This window comes from Streptomyces sp. NPDC002935 (assembly GCF_040611295.1).
In the GTDB taxonomy this organism is placed as follows: domain Bacteria; phylum Actinomycetota; class Actinomycetes; order Streptomycetales; family Streptomycetaceae; genus Streptomyces.
In genome coordinates this window covers 1-15,685 of sequence record NZ_JBEXNW010000048.1, presented here as the reverse complement: position 1 = coordinate 15,685, position 15,685 = coordinate 1, and the positions used below count along the sequence as shown (strand labels likewise).

The following is a 15,685-nucleotide window of genomic DNA, read 5'->3' as shown; positions in this document are numbered from 1 at the left end:
TCGTTCTACGGCCGTGGCAGGACCGCCAGGGCCGTTTCGGCGATCGCGCGAAGTGAGTCGGGGTTACCGCCGCCTTTGCCCAGCGCTTCGATGCCGCGCAGCACGGCCAGCAGGAGCCCGGCGAGCCGGGCGGGGTCCGCGTCCGGCGCGATAGCACCCGCGCGTTGCGCTCCCGCGACGCAGGTGGTGATCAGTTCCTGGATGGCAGTGAACGTCCGGCGGGCCGTCGCCGCGACGGCCGGGTCCTGCTCCGACAGTTCGGCGGCGCCCTTGGCGAGCAGGCAGCCCCGCAGGCAGACGTCCGAGGCGGTGGCCTCGGCCACCTTCATCACATGGGCGCGCAGCCGTTCGTACGCGTCGGCGTCCGGACCGTCGAGCGCCCGGCGCACGGCCTCGACCAGGCCAGCGCAGTGGTCGTCGTAGGTGCGCAGGAACAGCTGGTGCTTGTCGCCGAAAGCGCCGTAGAGGCTGCCCTTGCCCAGGCCGGTGGCGGCGGCGATGTCGTCCACCCGCGCCGCCGCGTATCCAGTCGACCAGAACTGGTCCCTGGCGGCGCGCAGGACCTCGGCCTCATCGAAGTTTCGGGGTCGTGCCATGGTCGAACGATAGCAATTCTTGACTACCTCGTCCAGAACCGAGTACGTTCTGGACGAGGTAGTCAAGAAAACCGATCGACTGTCCCGGCAATGGCTACGAGCAGCGCAAACGCCGTTGCCCTCTCGAAAGGATCAAGTGTCATGCCCCCCATGAATGGCATGAATGGAAAGACCGCCCTCGTCACCGGAGCCTCCAGCGGAATCGGCCGGGCCATCGCCCAGCGCTTCGCCGACGACGGCGCCCGCGTCTACCTGACCGGCCGCCGCAAGGACGAGCTCGAAGCCGCAGCGGAGGCCATCGGTCCCGATGCGGTAGCTGTGCCCGCCGATGTCTCCCGCGCCGCCGACCTCGACCGCGTCATGGACGTCATCCGCGCCGACGGACACCGGCTCGACGCCGTCGTGGCCAACGCCGGCCTGGGCGACGGCTCCCGCCTCCAGGACGTCACAGAGGAGCAGTTCGACTTCGTCTTCGGCGTCAACACCAAAGGCAGTCTGCTGACCGTGCAGAAGTCGCTGCCCCTCCTCGCCGAGCCCGCCTCGGTGATCCTGCTGGCGTCCTCCACCATCCACCAGGGCGCCGACCGGATGGGCGTATACGCCGCCTCCAAGGCCGCCGTACGCAGCCTGGGCCGGACCTGGGCCGCGGAACTGGCCCCGCGCGGCATCCGCGTCAACGTCATCACGCCCGGCCCCATCGCCACCCCCGCCATCGACCGCATAGCCGGCCGGCTCGGCCAGAGCACGCAGGACTTCCACGGCGCGCTGGCCGCGAACATCCCGCTGCGGCGCATGGGCCGCCCCGAGGAGGTCGCCGCGCTCGCCGCCTTCCTCGCCGGACCCGAAAGCTCCTTCATCACCGGCGCCGAGCACTTCGTCGACGGCGGACAGGTCCAGGTCTGACCAACCGTGACGAGCTGCCACCCGCCCCGCCCGTGGTGGGCCGGACCGCGCCGCGAAACTTCGAAAGGCAACAGTGCGCCTTTCCCAGGCTCAGGCTTGGGCTACGTCGTCAGCCCGCGACGGCAATGAGACCAAGAGGGCGCATGGCTGGCGTTGTCGCACCCCTCGCCGCGGCCGAACGGCGGGAGCTGTGGCCACCGCACCGCGCACCGCAGGCAGGTGCGACGCGTTTTGGGTGATGGTGCCGGACCGGGTGGTCAGGCGGCCCGGGCGAGCTGGGCCCGTCCGAACAGCAGGGCATAGCCGTCGGGGAGCTGTCCGATGATCCGGGCGGTCAGGTTGTCTCCGGCGAGGTGTGCGACGACGCCGAGGACCGACCCGGCGTCCCAGCGGGTCGTCGCCAGACTGCCGCCGGTTCGCTCAGCGAGGTCCTTCACGAAGCCCCAGCCCGTCAGAGGCCTTTTGGTGGGGGTCTGTGAGGCAAGGATGGTGGCTGCCTCCTGGGGGAGACGGGCGGCGAGTTCCACCCGCTCGTTGCCCGCCAGCTGGCGGCCGAGGCCTTCGAGTACGCGGCTTACGACGCCTTCTGCGTGACGGCGGGTGGGGTAGGCGCCTTCGTAGCGCACCTTCTCCAGCATCTGCTCGAAGGTGACGGTTGCCGTCGGGGCAGGGGGCGCGGGGAGAGAGAAGAGTCATGAGGCGCGTCGACTTTCCTTGCGTGACCGTCTTCCTGCGGTAGACCGGCCGTTTCGCTTGAATCGTGTTCTTCGCGGGGCCGGTTGTCCGGCGCGGAGTGGGGAGTCAGTGCCGCCGGGGCCCAGACGGGATTGCAGGCAAACCGCCCGGGGCCCCGGCCGATGGGGCACGTTCACCGGATCAGCTGTCGAGTTCCTTGCGGTCGCCGGTGCTGTTGACGCTGATCTTGCGGGGCTTGGCCCGCTCCGCGATCGGGATGCGGAGCGTCAGGACGCCGGCCTCGTAATCCGCGGAGATCCGTTCGGTGTCGAGGGTGTCGGCCAGGACGAGCTGGCGGGAGAAGACGCCCAGAGGCCGTTCGGACAGTTCCGTCTGGGTGCTCTCGGACCGCGGGAGGGGGCGGCGCTCCGCCCTCACGGTGAGCATGTTCCGCTCGACGTCGATGTCGAGGGCGTCGGGGTCGATGCCCGGCAGGTCGAAGGCGATGACGTACTGGTCGCCGTCTCGGTAGGCGTCCATCGGCATCGCGGAGGGGCGGGACCATGTTCCCGGCCCCATCAGGTGCTGGGCCAGCCGGTCGAGTTCACGGAACGGGTCGGTGCGCATCAACACGGGATACACCTCCAGATGAGTTCAGCAGTTGCTGTGCGCTTCACCTGACTACCGTTGTAGCATGTCATCCGAACGACGACAAATCATGGGTCATCCGAACGACGACGCATCGGATGGTGGGCGAAGGAGAGACGATGAGTGACGACCCCATCCCTGCGCCGGCTTCCTTCGCGGCAACGGCCACCGCGCTCCAGGCCATCGCCCAGGCCATGCGGACTGCGCGAACCCCAGAGAACGCCTCCACCGACGATCCTGAGCAGGCCATGGCGGCCCTGCTGCTCCTGCGCGAGGTACGTGAACAACTGGCCGGCTGGGAACCCGGGCTGATCGAGACAGCCCGGGAAGCCGGTGCCAGCTGGGCCGACCTGGCCCACCCCCTCGGCGTCTCCAGCCGGCAGGCCGCCGAGCGGCGCTACCTGCGCGTGCGTCCCGGAGAAGCCGGCGCCACCAAGGAACAGCGTGTGCAGGCCACCCGCGATCAGCGCGCCGCGGACCGCTCCGTAACAGCCTGGGCTCAGGACCATGCCGCCGCGCTGCGCCAGCTCGCCGGGGCCATCACTGCTCTGCCGGATCTTCCGGCCACCGCAACGGACGCGATCAGGTCCCTCCACACCGCACTCGGTGACAGTGACCCGGCTCAACTCCTGGGCCCTCTCTCCGATACAGGCCCCCACCTGCGGCCTGCTCATCCCGACCTCGCAGAGCGCGTCACCGACATCGACCGCCACACCCACGAGAGACGCAAGAGCGAGCAGCGTCAGCGCTCCTCCAGTGGGCAGTGACGGCCTCGCGATCCATGGAGGCGCGCGAAAGGATCCGTTCCCGGCCGGCTGAGGATCAGCCCAGCTGCCCTTATCTGCGCCAGGTGGCGGCCCTCGGGCTGGTCAAGGCCATCGACCGGTTCGACCCCAGCCAGGGGGCCTTCGAGAACTACGCGGTACCGACCATCACCGGCGAGGTGAAACGTCACTGAGGTGAAACGTGGGTGGTTGGGTGTGATGTGCCAAGGCCTGGACAGGTGAAGTCGTCGGGTGAGCGGTTATCGGATCGGATCGCTCTGGGTGTGCTGACGCGGGTGTTTCCGCCCGAGTTGGTGGATGAGGTGGTCGTTGAGTGCGGGCGTGTGGAACAGCGGTCGCGGTTGTTGCCGGCGCGGGTGGTGGTCTATTTCGTGCTCGCGATCCGCATGGGCCGAGGAGCGGCCGGGCGCTGACACTGGCGGCGCCCCCGCCGTGTCAGTGCCCGGCAGAGGCCTTCACCAGGGCCACCGCCACACCGATCACCGCGTCCAGGATGCCTGCCACCACCGCCGCCAGGGCGCCGCCTCCCATGCGCAGCCCGCCCAGGCAGCCCCACAGGAAGAGGGAGACGACGCCCACCCACGCCGCCACCAGCAATGCGGTGTGCACGGAAAAGACCTCCAGCGCGGCCAGAGCGATCAGCACGGCCGGACCCACGGCGCACGACAGAAGTGGGCTGCTGACGTACAGCATGCGGCGCAGCTCGTGGCCGGTGGCGAGGTGGCCGTGCACTGTGCGGTGCGCCTGCTGGTCGGCGACGACCGCCGCGAGCCACAGCCCCAGAGCGGTCGTGAGGACCGTAGCGACAGCGCCGAGGGAACCCACATCACCGGCGGACAGACCGACGACCACGGCAATCATCGTGATGGTCGCATAGATGCGCTCTTTCAGACGGTCCGCCAGGGCGCCGGCCTCCGTGCCAGGCGGCAGATCCGCTCGCTGGTCGTCCACCACCCGATGCCCCTCACCTGTCACGGGACGCAGGTCACGCGTCCCTGCTCGGCCGTCGCGGCACGCGCGGTGTGCGGTACCACGGCCACCAGCATGCATCGGGCCGTGCCAAGACACCGGCAACCACGAGCGCGTGCTTGGCGTTGCCGCCGTGCTTCGGGGCGTCCAAGTCGACCGTGCATCGCCGGTTTGTCATCTGGTCCCGTGCGGGAGTCTGGGGTCGGCTGCACCAGAAGGTTCTCCAGCTCCTGGACGAACGGGACCTGGTCGACCTGTCCCGCACAGTTCTCGACTCTGCTCATTGCGAGCTAAAAGGGGGCGAACTTGCGGGCCCGAGCCCCGTGGACCGAGGCAAGCCGGGTTTCAAGATGCACATTCTGTCGGACGCGAACGGACTGCCCTGGTCGTCGCCGTCTCCGCGCCGAACGTCCACCACAGCCAAGGCTTGAAGCCGATGATCTTCGCTTTTATCCCTGCGAGTGTCGGATGGCAGGTCTTGTGGCTGTTTTGACTGCGGGATGGCGGGTTGCTGGGCCTCGTCGGGTGCCTTGTGGACGACCTGCGGAGCGTCCGCAGGGTTGCGGCGGCTTGGCCGGTGTTCCCACTGCTGCCTGAACGTGACGAAATCGTCGGCGGACGCGGCCGGGTGTGAGCTGGGTCTGCGGCAAAGGCTGTTCCCAGGGCAGCCGATGGTCGGCCACCAGGGGGCGGGCAAGGCGGAGTTGGGTGTAGGCGGCGATGACCAGCCAGGTCCATCGGTCGGCCTGCTCCGGAGTGCGGGGCCGGGGCAGAGTCCAGTTCAGGGTCTGACGGGCGAATCGGAAGGTGTGCTCGATGTCGAACCGGCGGGTGTAGGCCCGCCAGAGCAGGTCTGGATTGGGGGTCTGGCTGGAGGGTCCTGTCCACCACAGCCACAGAGTGTTCGGGGCCCGGCTCCGGCCGGGCAGCCGGTCGACGGTGAGCCGGACCAGGGTGCCGGGGACGATGGGGCGAGGGCCTCGGCTGCCGTGTCCGTCGTGCTGCTGGGTTTTGGCGTGCAGGCGGTGCCACATCTGCACACTCACCGCGCCGTATTGCTCGTCCGCGCAGGTGTGGACGGCATCCGGGACCGGCCATGTGGTGGGGTCGGGACAAGTGAACTTCGCGCCGTGGCGGCGCGGCCGCCCCGAGCCTGTCGCCCTGATGGGTGGCGGGTCGGCGTAGAACGACCGGTCGGAGCGGACCCGGACGACGATCTGGGCCGCAGTTCCGGCGAGTTCGAGAGCCAGGCGGACGGAATCGTAGCCGCCGTCGAATACGAACAGCGGGGTCCTGAGGCCAAGTTCGGGGCTCCGTCGCAGCAGGCCGTGGATCTGGAGGGCGGCGACCGTGCCGGGATTCTGCCCCGGTAGCAGCCGCTGGGCATCAACTGGCGCGGTCCACGAGTTCGTCGTCAGCTCCAGGCCGGCGAGCCAGGAGTAGGCCCAGCCGGCAACGATTGGCTGTCCCGCCGAGTGCTTGGAGGGGTGGTAGTAGTAGCCGCGGTCAGGCGAGCACTCGGCATCGCTGCGGACCCACACGCTCACGTTCACCGCGAACACAGGGCACGAAGCGCCGGGCAGCGAGGCAGCGAGCAGCTCACGCACCGTTTCGGCATCCACATGGCCTTCAGCCAGGGCCGCATAGGTACTCCCGTGGCCGCGGCGGTGCAGTCCATCGAGTGACAGGTAGCGCAGCGAGATGACCGGGCCGGCTGCCAGCAGGGCGTCAGTCAGCTCGAACAGCGCATCTCCCCGCCGGGCCAGGCAGTCGTACCAACCCCTGCGGAACCGTGCCAAGTTGGTCCCGCTCTGGCGGCCCGCCCCCGCACCGAGCACACTGACAGCGACGGCCATCGCCCCTGGTCTTCACCTACCTGGAGAGTCCCGCGATCTCGACACCGCCCGCTCCTGCTTGGCAAGGCAGCCGTCGCATCCGCCGCAGTGGCCATGAGGCCCGGATCCGAACGCCGAGCGGCCGCCACATCCCCCAAGCCCTCGGCCACCACAGCGGCCGTCTTCCACCACGACTGCGGCGAGCCCACCACCCGCCGCGACGTCACTCCGCGTCCCGGGCACCGGCCCACGGCGTCGCCTGCTGCGAGCGCGGGGCAAGGCGCACGGGGCCAACGGAAGGGGTGCAGAACGGCCTTGGCCCGTACTCCCGGCAGGCCTCAACACTCATGCCGGACCACGCGCATTGACGATCGCAGTCTCGCTGCTTGCCAAGGCCTGGTGACAGTGCCCCCAGACTGCACTGTCGCGTCCTCGATGCGTCAACCATCCCGCGCAAAACGAGCGCGAGTGCTGAGAGCCCAGCTGATCTCAGACTGGGCCACCTCCTGGCTCAGATCTGTAGACCTTCCGCACCCATATCCGGGCCATGCTCTGAGGGGCCTCTGCCGGCTGAGTGGTCTCCTGCGCTCTCGCCACGCGCAAGAGCTCGATGACCAGGCGAAATGAGATGGCTCCGGACCTGAGAGGGCGGGGCATGAGAGCGTCGCGACGAGCTTGCAGCGTGCCAGCCTATGAGCTACGCACAAGTGAACATTTATGACTAATGGCGTGAATAGGGCGAGGTGGTCCGGGTAGTCCGTCAAAGGACTAGTGAACGGAGCACATCGTGATCATCAAGAAGATGCATGACATGGGTATCCGCAGCGAACATGCATACCTGGCCGCCATGGCATCCATAGGCCTCACCGTCGTCGCCTGGGCAGGCTCCTTGAAGATAGAGCCCGGCGTCGACATCGCCCGGGCCGACCGCTGGGGAATCTACATCGGCGAATGGGCCCCCACCTTCTTTGGCCTTGGCCTGGCACTCTCCCAGTACGAGCAGCAAGAGGACGCCATCGCCAGCGAGCTGCTGGCGCATCAGAGCGCCAGCTGAGGGGCCTGTCACGCCCTGGGCAAACGGCGTTCCGCCAGAGCACACACGCAGGAATGCGGCATGCGCGTTGCCTGCGAACGCACCACGTTGGGTGCTGATCGGAGTCGAGTCCGTCTCGAACGGAGCCCGTCCCGTGCGGCGATGTATGCCGAACGCGGGACGCAGCTGCACGACCCAGGAGTGCTGTAGGCCCTTCTGGCTCTGCTGAACCGGGAACTCGAAAGACGGAGACATCAGCTTGGAGGAGTTCGAACGAGAAGAGGAACGGCTGCTCGATCGGCTGCATGTCGCTCGGGCCTGTTCCGCGCCCCGATCGATCGAAGGTGACGCAGTCATGGATGACAAGGAAAAGGTAGCCCTCGCCGCTGCTGTAGTGGGCGGCTATGTGCTGGGCCGCACCAAGAAGGGCCGGTTGGCCCTGTCCATTGCGACCTATCTGGCCGGCCGACGATTCGGTCTCGAACCTCGCCAGCTCGCCGCCGAAGGAATGCGCAGGTTGGGGGAGATTCCACAGGTCGCCGAATTGCAGGAGCAGTTGCGTGGGGAAGTCCTGGAGGCGGGCCGCAAGGCCATGACCGCCGCCGCCGACCGGGGCATGAGCACGCTTGCCGACACCCTCAGCGACCGTACGTCCCGACTCCTCGAGAAGGCGGATGAGGGGGAGGAGGACGAGGACGAGGACGAGGAGGAGTACGCGCCGGAAGACGAGGACGCGGAGTACGAGGAGGAGGAAGAGGAAGAGCCGGAAGAAGAAGAGCCTGAGGCGGAGTACGAAGTCGACCAGGCCGAGGAGGAGGAAGAGCCGGAAGGCGAATACGAGGAAGAGGAAGACGAGGAAGAAGAAGAGGAACCGGAAGAAGAGCCGGAAGCCAAGCCGCGGAGGCGCCGGGCTGCTCCCGCCGGCGGAGAGAAGCCTCGGGCGGCCAAGAAGACTGCGCCAGCGAAGAAGACCGCGCCCAGCAAGACGGCTGCGAAGAAGACCGCTGCGAAGAAGACCGCCGCGAAGAAGACCGCCGCGAAGAAGACGGCTGCGAAGAAGACGGCTGCGAAGAAGACCGCTCCGGCCAAGAAGTCCGCGGCCCGGAAGACGACGTCATCGAAGCGGGCAGCATCCAAGCGCGCCGATCGTCGCGGGTAGGCCGCCATGACCAAGACGGAACAAAACCAACCAGCGGAGCAGCCGTCGGGTATGGACCGGCTCCGCGAAGAAGCGACCAAGTTCTTGTCCGCGCAGGTGGAGAATCTTGCCGAGAAAGCCGGCGACAAACTGACGGACGTCACAGGGCAACTCACTGATGCGGCCCAGAACGGTGGCTCGCTTCCCGCGATCGGCTCCCGCATCCTCCAGGGCGACTCACCGCTGAAGGCATTCGTTTCGGAGAAGGCCAAGGGCGTCAAAGACAACGTCGTGGAGAAGGCCAAGAGCACCTTCGGCGGGGGGAAGGGGAAACGGAAGGCCAGTGGCGGCAAGGTCATGAACATCATCGAGGTTCTCGATGTTGGAGTGCCTTTGCGGGATGCGTATGACTACTGGACGCAGTACGACAAGTTCAGCAGCTTTGCCAAGGGTGTTCGCGACGTTTCGAAGGGCGATGAGGCCGGGAGCGACTGGAAGGTCAAAGTCGGCCCTTCGTCACGCAGCTTCAAGGCGACTGTGCAGGAGCAGATTCCTGACGACCGCCTCGTGTGGACCTCCGAAGGAGCCAAGGGCACCACCCGCGGCGCGGTCAGCTTCCATGAGCTGGCGCCCACCCTGACGCGGATCGTCCTCGTGGTGGAGTACTACCCGTCCGGCTTCTTCGAGAAGACGGGCAACCTCTGGCGGGCGCAAGGGCGCCGTATGCGACTGGACTTCAAGAACTTCCAGCGATACGTCACCCTCACCAATGAAGAACCCGAGGGGTGGCGCGGCGAAATCCGTGACGGGGAAGTCGTCGTATCCCACGAGGACGCCGTAGAAGAGGAAGAGGCTGAGCAGGGGAAATCCGAGGGCGAAGAGCCCGAGGCCGAAGGCGATGCGGAGGAAGGCGCCGAGTCCGCATACGAGGATGAGGACGAGGAAGGAGCGGAGGACGAGGAGAGGACAGAGGCGACGCCGTGACTGACGTCGACTTCCGGCAGGTCCCTATCCCGCCTCCGGCACTCAAACCACCAACCTCGCCGATACTCTCGAACGCCCTCTCGGCAGAGTAATCGTGATCGCCGGGGACAGCTGACGCGCGTTCTTGGGAGTGATCCGCGAGGGGTCGGCCATCACTGCCGCCGTGGCGCACCACAGCTTGGTGCCCTCCGCTGCCTCCTCCACCGCCGACAGCACCCGGCCGATGCCGGGCGGAATGCGGTTGGCTGCCTCTGTGTCAGGCGCCGGTCTGCTTCACGCGCCCCGTCACCAGTCTCATGAACTGCGGGTGTCCGCAGGCGACCGTCCCACACGCACGAAGCGCCCTGCGCTGGTCATTGCTCGTCCAGGCGGCGTTGGTCCTCGTCCCATTCCCGGGTGTCGTGCGGCTGGGTGTAGGGCTCAGTTTGCGATGCCAGGCCCCCGGCGATGCCCGCTGGCGCATCGCCTCCAGGACACTCCATGCCTGGTCAGGCGTCAGGCACCCTGCTCGGCTACGACGTTGATCAGGCTGCCGGGTGGCAGTCGGTAAGTTTGTGTTGATTTGGGGTACACGGCCCCCATGATTGACGAAGCGCACACGATATTGGCCGTTTCCTCGGCCGGCGCCCTGTGGCTGGCAGTGGCGGGCGTCGCTGTAGTCGCCATCCTGGTGGCGGCATTCGTCGTCGGCAGCAGGCGCGCCGCCCGGCGCAAGATATCCACCTCCGCGCCTGGGGCCGCACAGGCACGCCGGGACTTGGCTGACCCTGCACGGCGCGGTGCGGGATGGAGTACTCCTGACGACGACCCCGAGCAGGGTCACCCCCACCGCTGACCGCTCCTTTTCTGCGGCAATGGCTTTGAGCAAGGGGTGATCGGCGGTGGTGGGTGGGTGGAAATGCCGTCGCGGAGCATCGCAAAGAGCAAGTCCGCTCTGCGTCGGGGGAGGCCTGGGCGCGGTGCTTGCCCGGTCGTCCCGTTGCGGGGCTACGAAGACGGTAATTCCGTACGCGATGCGCGGCCGGCCTGCTGAGCTGGCTCGCGCTGGCACCCATCGGCACCGAGCTCGCCGCCCTGTCCGCCGAGCAGATCGAGCGGCAGTTGGTCCCCGTGGTGGCCGGGGCGTTCCGCGGGGACGCCGTCGTCGGCCGCTGACCAGCCCAAAGGCCACCGGAATTCAGACAACTCAAACGACTGGCTGCCAAGGAGGCGGGTGGCCCCTCCCTCGCCCAACTCCGTTGGCTGAACTGCATTGAGGCCCAGTTCACCGCCCTGCATTACTTCGCCCTCGACGGCACCGAGGGCAGCATGATCTGCCGCTATCGGATGGCGACATGGGTCACCGTGACCGCGACGGTGACCGGCTCCGCGACGCCGTGGGCGGCGAGGTGGGAGATGACGGCGGCCCGCACTCTGTCGTGGACGTTCCTGGCGGTGTCCAGCGCTCGGTGGCCCTCGGCGAGGACGCACCGTACCTCGATGTGCCATCGAGAACCGTCCGGCGCCCGGTCGGCGCGGATGCCTGCCTCGGGCGACGTGCGGTGAGGGGTAGGGCCGGCCCGGGTGGGCGCGGCGGCTGCCGCGAGGCGGTGGGCGAGGCGGGGTTGCAGGCCGGCCACGCCGGGTACCGCGAGGGCTGCCTCGGCCGCGATGCCGGGGAGCGTGATCGTGCCGGTGGCGGTCATCGCGCGTCACCGGCTGTCGGGTGGCTGGGGTCCGCGGAGTTCAGGGGCGGCCACGGCGCGAGGATGTCGATCACGGTGATGTCGACGGCTGTCACGGCGAGCCCCAGGTCCTGTGCGGCCGAGTGGAGGACCGCTCTGCGTACCTGTTGGACCCGGTCGGGCAGCGGCCGGTCGAGGGTGGTGGTCAGGGTCATGGTCACCCGCACTCCGGTGCCCTCGCCCGCGGGTGCGAGCCGACAGGTTGCGGCCCTGGCGCCGGGGACCGTGTCCGCGGCCTGCCGCAGGATCTTTGCCGCGGCGCTCTCGGCGATCCGCAGTTCCCGGTCCGGGTCGGCCAGGGGCAGCAGTCGCCCGAGCCGGACCTCTGCCCTGACGGCGTTCATGACGCGGTCGGCGAGTGCGTGCAGGCCGGGCGGGTCATCGGCGCGTAGCGCCCGGGTGGCCGCGTTCACGGTGGCGAGTCCCTCGACGGCCTCGCGGCAGTGCGGACAGGAGAGGGTGTGCGGGTCCGCGGGTGGCGCCGCGTCCTGCGTCTGTTCCCAGACCCGGCTGAGCAGTCGGCCGCAGGGCAGTGCCTCATCGCCTGTGAACGGGGGCGCGTCGGCGGTTGGGCCGGTGCGTGGCCCGTCGGCTTCGGGAGGTTTGCAGGGCCGGGCGTGCGGGTCGTCTAGCGCCATGGCCCCATCGCCTCCTGCAGGGATCGGCGTGCTCTGAACAGTCTCCCGCGCACCGTCTGCTCACTGGTCCGCGTCACCTGGGCGATCTCCTTGTAGGGCAGGCCGTGGAGTTCCCTCAGGATCCAGCAGATTCGCTGTCCGGCGTCCAGCTCGGCGAGCGCGCGGGACAGGGCGGCGGCGGCCGCGTCCTGCTCTGCGGTCCGGGCGGGCTGGCTGTACGCGTCGCCCGTCGCGGGTTCGGCGATGGTGTCCAAGGGTAGGGGCGGCGTCCTGCGCCGGCGCATGGTCAGGCAGCGGTTGACGGTGATGCGGTACATCCAAGTACGGAACTCCGCACTGTGGCGGTATTCCGGCAGCCGCCGCCAGGCGCTGACGAAGGCGTCCTGAACGGCCTCTTCGGCGTCCTGCTGGTTGCCGAGCATGCAACGGGCCAGGGCCAGGAGGGACCGGCTGTGCCGCTGGACCAGGACGGCGAATGAGTCCTCGTCTCCCTCTGCCGCCCGCACGGCCAGCAGTCCGTCCGGCAGGTCGCATCCCGGCCGTGGGAAAGCAGTGTGTTCGATCATGACGCTCCCACGCAGGTGCTCGGAACGAGTGGGTACCCCAAGTGCTGACATGTGACGCATGTCACAAATTGAGCGCATGAGAAACGATTCGCCCCGTGTGTCCAACCTTTCGACGGGCACCACGCAGGTGTCCCACCGACCGATCGAGGCGACCGCCATGACGGACAACATCACCAGCGTCGGCGGGGGCAGCCGACCCGACACAGGCCTGGGAGCGCTGAAGGGCCGTACCGGAGCCGGAGCTCCGGCCGAGACGCGAGGGAAGACCACTATCGCGGACGGCGTGGTGGCCAAGATCGCGGGCATGGCTGCCCGCGAGGTACCAGGCATCCACAACCTCGGCGGGGGCATGGCCCGCGCCTTCGGCGCCGTGCGCGAGCGCGTCCCCGGCACAGGCGGAGGCGGAGGCGTCACGCGAGGCGTGAAGGTCGAGGTCGGCGAGCGCCAGGCCGCCGTGGACCTGGACGTCGTCGTCGAGTACGGCACCTCCATCGTCGACGTGGCCAGTGACGTGCGCTCCAACGTCATCAGCGCCGTGGAGCGGATGACAGGCCTGGAGGTCGTCGAGGTGAACATCGCCGTCGACGACGTCCACCTCCCCGACGAGGAGGAGGCCGAGCCGGACGAGGGCCGCGTGAAGTGACACACCACCGCGACCGCCGCCGTGCCTCTGCGTATGAGCGGGCAAGCGCGCGGACGGCGACGTTCGCGAGACGGGTGAGCGAATGATGAATGCTGCGACGACCGGCCTCACGGCCGGCATGGCCCTGGGCTTCGCCGGCTACTTCGGCGGCTTCTGGGCATTCCTGCTGGTTCTCGTCCTGGGCACGGCGGGCCTGATCGCGGGCCTCGCCCTCCAGGGCGACCTCGACCTCCGTACGCGGAGGCAGCGATGAAGCCCCAGTCCGGATCCCCGCCCCTTGGCGAAGGGCCCGGCCCACCGGCGCGGGCCGTCGGCCTCCCCCCTCCGGCCCAGCGGGGCGCCACCGTCATCCCGGACAGGGTGATCGCCCGTATCGCCGCCCAGGCCGCACGCACGGCCCAGTCCCGGCGCGCAGCCATACCGCCGGACCGCAGCGGACCGGCGGCGCCCAACGCCTCCGCGGCCACCCGTACCGGATCGGTGCGCCTGCACCTGACCATGGACCTGCCCTATCCCACCGACATCCCTGACGCCTGCGAGCGGATACGGCACGACGTCGCCGAGCAGGTGGCCCAGCTCACCGGCTTCGAGGTGGGAGAGATCACCCTCACCGTCCGGCGACTGGTGACAGCCGCCGGATCGAACCAGGGACGAGTCCGATGAGCCGCCCACGCGGTCCGGGCCGCCGGACACGCCGACAGCAAGGAGGACCGGAATGACACCCCGCCCGGACCCTCCCGCCCACGGCCCCGCGCCAAACGCGCCCCGCGCCACGGTCCCCCTGACGAAAGAGCCCGAAGAACCGAGGGGTCCGACAGGGCCCGATTCTCCCGAACACGACGGCCCCCCACCGAACCTGACGGCCGGCGCGCGCCACCGAGAACACCGCACGCACCGCCCGTGGTCCGCGCGCCGCGTTCCGGCCGCGCTGGTCGCCTCGGTGGTTCTCGCAGCGGCGGGCGCGGCGCTGTTCGACGTCGTCGCCGTACGGGCGGGACGCCCTGCGGCAGCCTGGCGGCGCCACCTGGCCGACGAACTGGCCACCCGCCCCGTGGACGACGCGTGGATGCTTACCGGAGCCGCCGCAGCCGCCGCTGCCGGCCTGTGGCTGATTGCCCTGGCCCTCACCCCCGGCCTACGGCACTGGCTGCCCCTGCGCTCCCCAGCGGTCGGGCTGCGGGCCTTCCTGGACCGAGACGGTGCCGCCGACCTCTTGCGCGATGCCGCCATGCGGGTCCCGGGAGTCAGCGCGGCTCGCGTCCGGGTACGCCGCCACCGCGTCCAAGCCCGCGCCGACGTCCGCTTCCGCGACCCCCGACAGGTGAAGAACGACCTCACCGCCGCCCTCGATGAGGAGCGCAACCGGCTGGCCCTCGCCCGCCCTCCCCGCATCGTCGTACACGTACGGCAACGCACCAACTGACCGAATATCCCAGCCCCGGAGCCCGCACCATGACACCGCGCCCTGCACTCAACCGCAGTCTGCTGGCCCTCGCCGGACTGCTGCTGCTCGGCGGCGGTCTGCTGATCCTCTTCGCCGGGCTCGACGTCTACCGGCGACACGATCTGGTCCCGCCCGCTGGCTGGCCCCTGACCACCCCGGACGACATCCTGCTCGCCTCCGCCGATCGAACCCGCTGGAGCAGTCAGGGCTGGTGGTGGCCCGCGGTCATCGCCACCCTCACCCTTGTCGCCCTGCTCGCCCTCTGGTGGCTGATCGCACAACTACGGGGACACCGCCCCGGAGCACTGCCGGTCGGCGGCACACCCCCGCAGGAAGGCGTGGAACTGCGCGACCGCGCACTCAGTGACGCGATCGCCGCCGAAGTCGGTGCCCTGCCGGGGATCGATCAAGCAGCCGTACACATCACTGGCCGGCCGGCCCACCCTCTCACCCACGTCCAACTCACTCTCATGCAGCGGGAGGCCCCCGGCGCCGCCCTCGATGCCCTCTGCGCAGGCCCGCTCCGCGCCGCTAGCCGATCCACCGGCTCCCATCCCATGCCCACCGAGGCCCGCCTGCAGGTCACTCGCCACAAACCACACCGCGCGCAGTAGCACTGCTCCCCACGGGAGAAATCGTGATCATCCTAGGCATCATTCTGCTCGTCATCGGCTTCGTCGCCGGAATATCCATCCTGTGGACCATCGGGATCGTCCTCGTGGCCGTCGGAGCCATCCTGTGGGCCCTCGGCGCAATGGGACACACCGTCGCCGGAAGACGGCACTACTGGTGACCAATCCCGCACGGTGGAACGCCGCCGCCCCCACAGCCACTGACAGTGGCCCGGACACCTGCCACGTCACGGCTGCCCGAACGCGAACTCTGCGGAGCTGGCCAGACGCCCATACACCAGAAGACGCGCAGTTCGGTGAGGCGGGAGAGCTGCCTGGTCCGGATCAGGCACCGGTGGTTGTGGCTTCCGCGTGTACCCGAGTGCCGGTCAGCGCACGGCGTTGGCGCGGGCGTTCGGGTGTGCGCGGGTCGTCTTCAACGATGCGTTGCGCGTCCGCGAGGAGGCCCGGGCGGCGGGGCTGGGGTTCGTCA

Annotated in this window: 21 protein-coding genes and 3 pseudogenes; 16 read left to right on the top strand and 8 right to left on the bottom strand. The window is 69.0% G+C overall.

Annotated elements, in window-relative coordinates; translation table 11 throughout:
• Positions 1-5 precede the first annotated feature (5 nt).
• Complete coding sequence (locus ABZX90_RS39510; RefSeq protein ID WP_351130620.1) at positions 6-596, bottom strand: TetR/AcrR family transcriptional regulator; 591 nt, start codon at positions 594-596, stop codon at positions 6-8.
• Positions 597-746: 150 nt separating this feature from the next.
• On the opposite strand from ABZX90_RS39510, the gene ABZX90_RS39505 reads away from it, so the two are divergent.
• Positions 747-1,499 carry an SDR family oxidoreductase gene (locus ABZX90_RS39505; protein WP_351130686.1) on the top strand — a complete coding sequence of 251 codons (753 nt, stop codon included), beginning with the start codon at positions 747-749 and terminating at the stop codon, positions 1,497-1,499.
• Between the two features lie 257 nt (positions 1,500-1,756).
• Here the strand turns inward: ABZX90_RS39505 and ABZX90_RS39500 are convergent, their stop codons facing one another.
• Positions 1,757-2,137, bottom strand: a complete 381-nt coding sequence (locus ABZX90_RS39500; RefSeq protein WP_355213173.1) for a DUF2267 domain-containing protein — start codon at positions 2,135-2,137, stop codon at positions 1,757-1,759.
• Positions 2,138-2,375: 238 nt separating this feature from the next.
• Complete coding sequence (locus tag ABZX90_RS39495) at positions 2,376-2,807, bottom strand: Hsp20/alpha crystallin family protein (RefSeq protein WP_351130624.1); 432 nt, start codon at positions 2,805-2,807, stop codon at positions 2,376-2,378.
• 134 nt (positions 2,808-2,941) lie between these two features.
• On the opposite strand from ABZX90_RS39495, the gene ABZX90_RS39490 reads away from it, so the two are divergent.
• The 3 genes and pseudogenes from ABZX90_RS39490 to ABZX90_RS39480 all read left to right on the top strand — a co-directional run.
• Positions 2,942-3,589: a type III effector protein gene (locus tag ABZX90_RS39490; protein ID WP_351130625.1), complete on the top strand. Its 648-nt coding sequence runs from the start codon at positions 2,942-2,944 to the stop codon at positions 3,587-3,589.
• A gap of 74 nt (positions 3,590-3,663) precedes the next feature.
• Positions 3,664-3,777 (top strand): annotated as a pseudogene (locus ABZX90_RS39485) (sigma factor); the annotation flags it as partial.
• A gap of 30 nt (positions 3,778-3,807) precedes the next feature.
• Positions 3,808-3,990, top strand: a pseudogene (locus tag ABZX90_RS39480) (transposase domain-containing protein); the annotation flags it as partial.
• Positions 3,991-4,042: 52 nt separating this feature from the next.
• Here the strand turns inward: ABZX90_RS39480 and ABZX90_RS39475 are convergent.
• The gene (locus ABZX90_RS39475; RefSeq protein WP_351130627.1) at positions 4,043-4,558 is read right to left on the bottom strand and encodes a hypothetical protein; all 516 of its coding nucleotides are present in this window, start codon (positions 4,556-4,558) and stop codon (positions 4,043-4,045) included.
• 140 nt (positions 4,559-4,698) lie between these two features.
• Here ABZX90_RS39475 and ABZX90_RS39470 point away from each other — a divergent pair.
• Positions 4,699-5,018 (top strand): annotated as a pseudogene (locus tag ABZX90_RS39470) (IS5/IS1182 family transposase); the annotation flags it as partial.
• Positions 5,019-5,025: 7 nt separating this feature from the next.
• Here ABZX90_RS39470 and ABZX90_RS39465 read toward each other — a convergent pair.
• The gene (locus ABZX90_RS39465) at positions 5,026-6,432 is read right to left on the bottom strand and encodes an NF041680 family putative transposase (RefSeq protein ID WP_351130628.1); all 1,407 of its coding nucleotides are present in this window, start codon (positions 6,430-6,432) and stop codon (positions 5,026-5,028) included.
• Positions 6,433-7,198: 766 nt separating this feature from the next.
• On the opposite strand from ABZX90_RS39465, the gene ABZX90_RS39460 reads away from it, so the two are divergent.
• From ABZX90_RS39460 to ABZX90_RS39445, 4 genes are all read left to right on the top strand, one after another.
• Positions 7,199-7,465, top strand: a complete 267-nt coding sequence (locus ABZX90_RS39460; RefSeq protein ID WP_351130629.1) for a hypothetical protein — start codon at positions 7,199-7,201, stop codon at positions 7,463-7,465.
• 334 nt (positions 7,466-7,799) lie between these two features.
• Positions 7,800-8,603 (top strand): histone protein, encoded by an 804-nt coding sequence (locus ABZX90_RS39455; RefSeq protein ID WP_351130687.1) that lies wholly within the window; start codon positions 7,800-7,802, stop codon positions 8,601-8,603.
• 6 nt (positions 8,604-8,609) lie between these two features.
• Entirely contained in the window at positions 8,610-9,566 is a 957-nt protein-coding gene (locus ABZX90_RS39450) for an SRPBCC family protein (protein WP_355213169.1), read from the top strand.
• A gap of 580 nt (positions 9,567-10,146) precedes the next feature.
• Positions 10,147-10,401, top strand: a complete 255-nt coding sequence (locus ABZX90_RS39445; RefSeq protein ID WP_351130632.1) for a DUF6479 family protein — start codon at positions 10,147-10,149, stop codon at positions 10,399-10,401.
• 484 nt (positions 10,402-10,885) lie between these two features.
• Here ABZX90_RS39445 and ABZX90_RS39440 read toward each other — a convergent pair whose 3' ends face one another.
• The 3 genes from ABZX90_RS39440 to ABZX90_RS39430 are packed head-to-tail and all read right to left on the bottom strand — an operon-like array spanning position 10,886 to position 12,494.
• Positions 10,886-11,251, bottom strand: a complete 366-nt coding sequence (locus ABZX90_RS39440; RefSeq protein WP_351130634.1) for a hypothetical protein — start codon at positions 11,249-11,251, stop codon at positions 10,886-10,888.
• The gene (locus ABZX90_RS39435; RefSeq protein ID WP_351130636.1) at positions 11,248-11,928 is read right to left on the bottom strand and encodes a hypothetical protein; all 681 of its coding nucleotides are present in this window, start codon (positions 11,926-11,928) and stop codon (positions 11,248-11,250) included. Before ABZX90_RS39435 ends, ABZX90_RS39440 begins: the two co-directional genes overlap by 4 nt.
• Entirely contained in the window at positions 11,919-12,494 is a 576-nt protein-coding gene (locus tag ABZX90_RS39430; protein ID WP_351130638.1) for a sigma-70 family RNA polymerase sigma factor, read from the bottom strand. Before ABZX90_RS39430 ends, ABZX90_RS39435 begins: the two co-directional genes overlap by 10 nt.
• Positions 12,495-12,651: 157 nt before the next feature.
• Between ABZX90_RS39430 and ABZX90_RS39425 the strand changes: the two genes are divergently transcribed.
• From ABZX90_RS39425 to ABZX90_RS39395, 7 genes are all read left to right on the top strand, one after another.
• Positions 12,652-13,137: an Asp23/Gls24 family envelope stress response protein gene (locus ABZX90_RS39425; RefSeq protein WP_355213221.1), complete on the top strand. Its 486-nt coding sequence runs from the start codon at positions 12,652-12,654 to the stop codon at positions 13,135-13,137.
• Between the two features lie 85 nt (positions 13,138-13,222).
• Entirely contained in the window at positions 13,223-13,390 is a 168-nt protein-coding gene (locus tag ABZX90_RS39420) for a hypothetical protein (protein ID WP_351130639.1), read from the top strand.
• Positions 13,387-13,800: an Asp23/Gls24 family envelope stress response protein gene (locus ABZX90_RS39415; protein WP_351130641.1), complete on the top strand. Its 414-nt coding sequence runs from the start codon at positions 13,387-13,389 to the stop codon at positions 13,798-13,800. Before ABZX90_RS39420 ends, ABZX90_RS39415 begins: the two co-directional genes overlap by 4 nt.
• A 277-nt stretch (positions 13,801-14,077) precedes the next feature.
• Entirely contained in the window at positions 14,078-14,560 is a 483-nt protein-coding gene (locus tag ABZX90_RS39410) for a DUF6286 domain-containing protein (RefSeq protein ID WP_351130643.1), read from the top strand.
• Positions 14,561-14,589: 29 nt separating this feature from the next.
• A complete protein-coding gene (locus tag ABZX90_RS39405) occupies positions 14,590-15,195 on the top strand; it encodes an alkaline shock response membrane anchor protein AmaP (protein ID WP_351130644.1) in 606 nt (201 codons plus the stop codon).
• Between the two features lie 23 nt (positions 15,196-15,218).
• Positions 15,219-15,374, top strand: coding sequence for a DUF6131 family protein (locus tag ABZX90_RS39400; RefSeq protein WP_351130645.1), 156 nt, complete (start codon positions 15,219-15,221; stop codon positions 15,372-15,374).
• A 190-nt stretch (positions 15,375-15,564) separates the two neighbouring features.
• Positions 15,565-15,685: helix-turn-helix domain-containing protein (locus ABZX90_RS39395; protein ID WP_355213219.1), on the top strand; the 121-nt coding region annotated here is incomplete at its 3' end.

Bases quoted from the DNA above. Each gene is read 5' to 3' on its own strand.
- ABZX90_RS39510 (WP_351130620.1), bottom strand. From the start codon at position 596: ATGGCACGACCCCGAAACTTCGATGAGGCCGAGGTCCTGCGCGCCGCC.
- ABZX90_RS39505 (WP_351130686.1), top strand. From the start codon at position 747: ATGAATGGCATGAATGGAAAGACCGCCCTCGTCACCGGAGCCTCCAGC.
- ABZX90_RS39500 (WP_355213173.1), bottom strand. From the start codon at position 2,137: ATGCTGGAGAAGGTGCGCTACGAAGGCGCCTACCCCACCCGCCGTCAC.
- ABZX90_RS39490 (WP_351130625.1), top strand. From the start codon at position 2,942: ATGAGTGACGACCCCATCCCTGCGCCGGCTTCCTTCGCGGCAACGGCC.
- ABZX90_RS39465 (WP_351130628.1), bottom strand. From the start codon at position 6,432: ATGGCCGTCGCTGTCAGTGTGCTCGGTGCGGGGGCGGGCCGCCAGAGC.
- ABZX90_RS39455 (WP_351130687.1), top strand. From the start codon at position 7,800: ATGGATGACAAGGAAAAGGTAGCCCTCGCCGCTGCTGTAGTGGGCGGC.
- ABZX90_RS39450 (WP_355213169.1), top strand. From the start codon at position 8,610: ATGACCAAGACGGAACAAAACCAACCAGCGGAGCAGCCGTCGGGTATG.
- ABZX90_RS39445 (WP_351130632.1), top strand. From the start codon at position 10,147: ATGATTGACGAAGCGCACACGATATTGGCCGTTTCCTCGGCCGGCGCC.
- ABZX90_RS39440 (WP_351130634.1), bottom strand. From the start codon at position 11,251: ATGACCGCCACCGGCACGATCACGCTCCCCGGCATCGCGGCCGAGGCA.
- ABZX90_RS39435 (WP_351130636.1), bottom strand. From the start codon at position 11,928: ATGGCGCTAGACGACCCGCACGCCCGGCCCTGCAAACCTCCCGAAGCC.
- ABZX90_RS39430 (WP_351130638.1), bottom strand. From the start codon at position 12,494: ATGATCGAACACACTGCTTTCCCACGGCCGGGATGCGACCTGCCGGAC.
- ABZX90_RS39425 (WP_355213221.1), top strand. From the start codon at position 12,652: ATGACGGACAACATCACCAGCGTCGGCGGGGGCAGCCGACCCGACACA.
- ABZX90_RS39420 (WP_351130639.1), top strand. From the start codon at position 13,223: ATGAATGCTGCGACGACCGGCCTCACGGCCGGCATGGCCCTGGGCTTC.
- ABZX90_RS39415 (WP_351130641.1), top strand. From the start codon at position 13,387: ATGAAGCCCCAGTCCGGATCCCCGCCCCTTGGCGAAGGGCCCGGCCCA.
- ABZX90_RS39405 (WP_351130644.1), top strand. From the start codon at position 14,590: ATGACACCGCGCCCTGCACTCAACCGCAGTCTGCTGGCCCTCGCCGGA.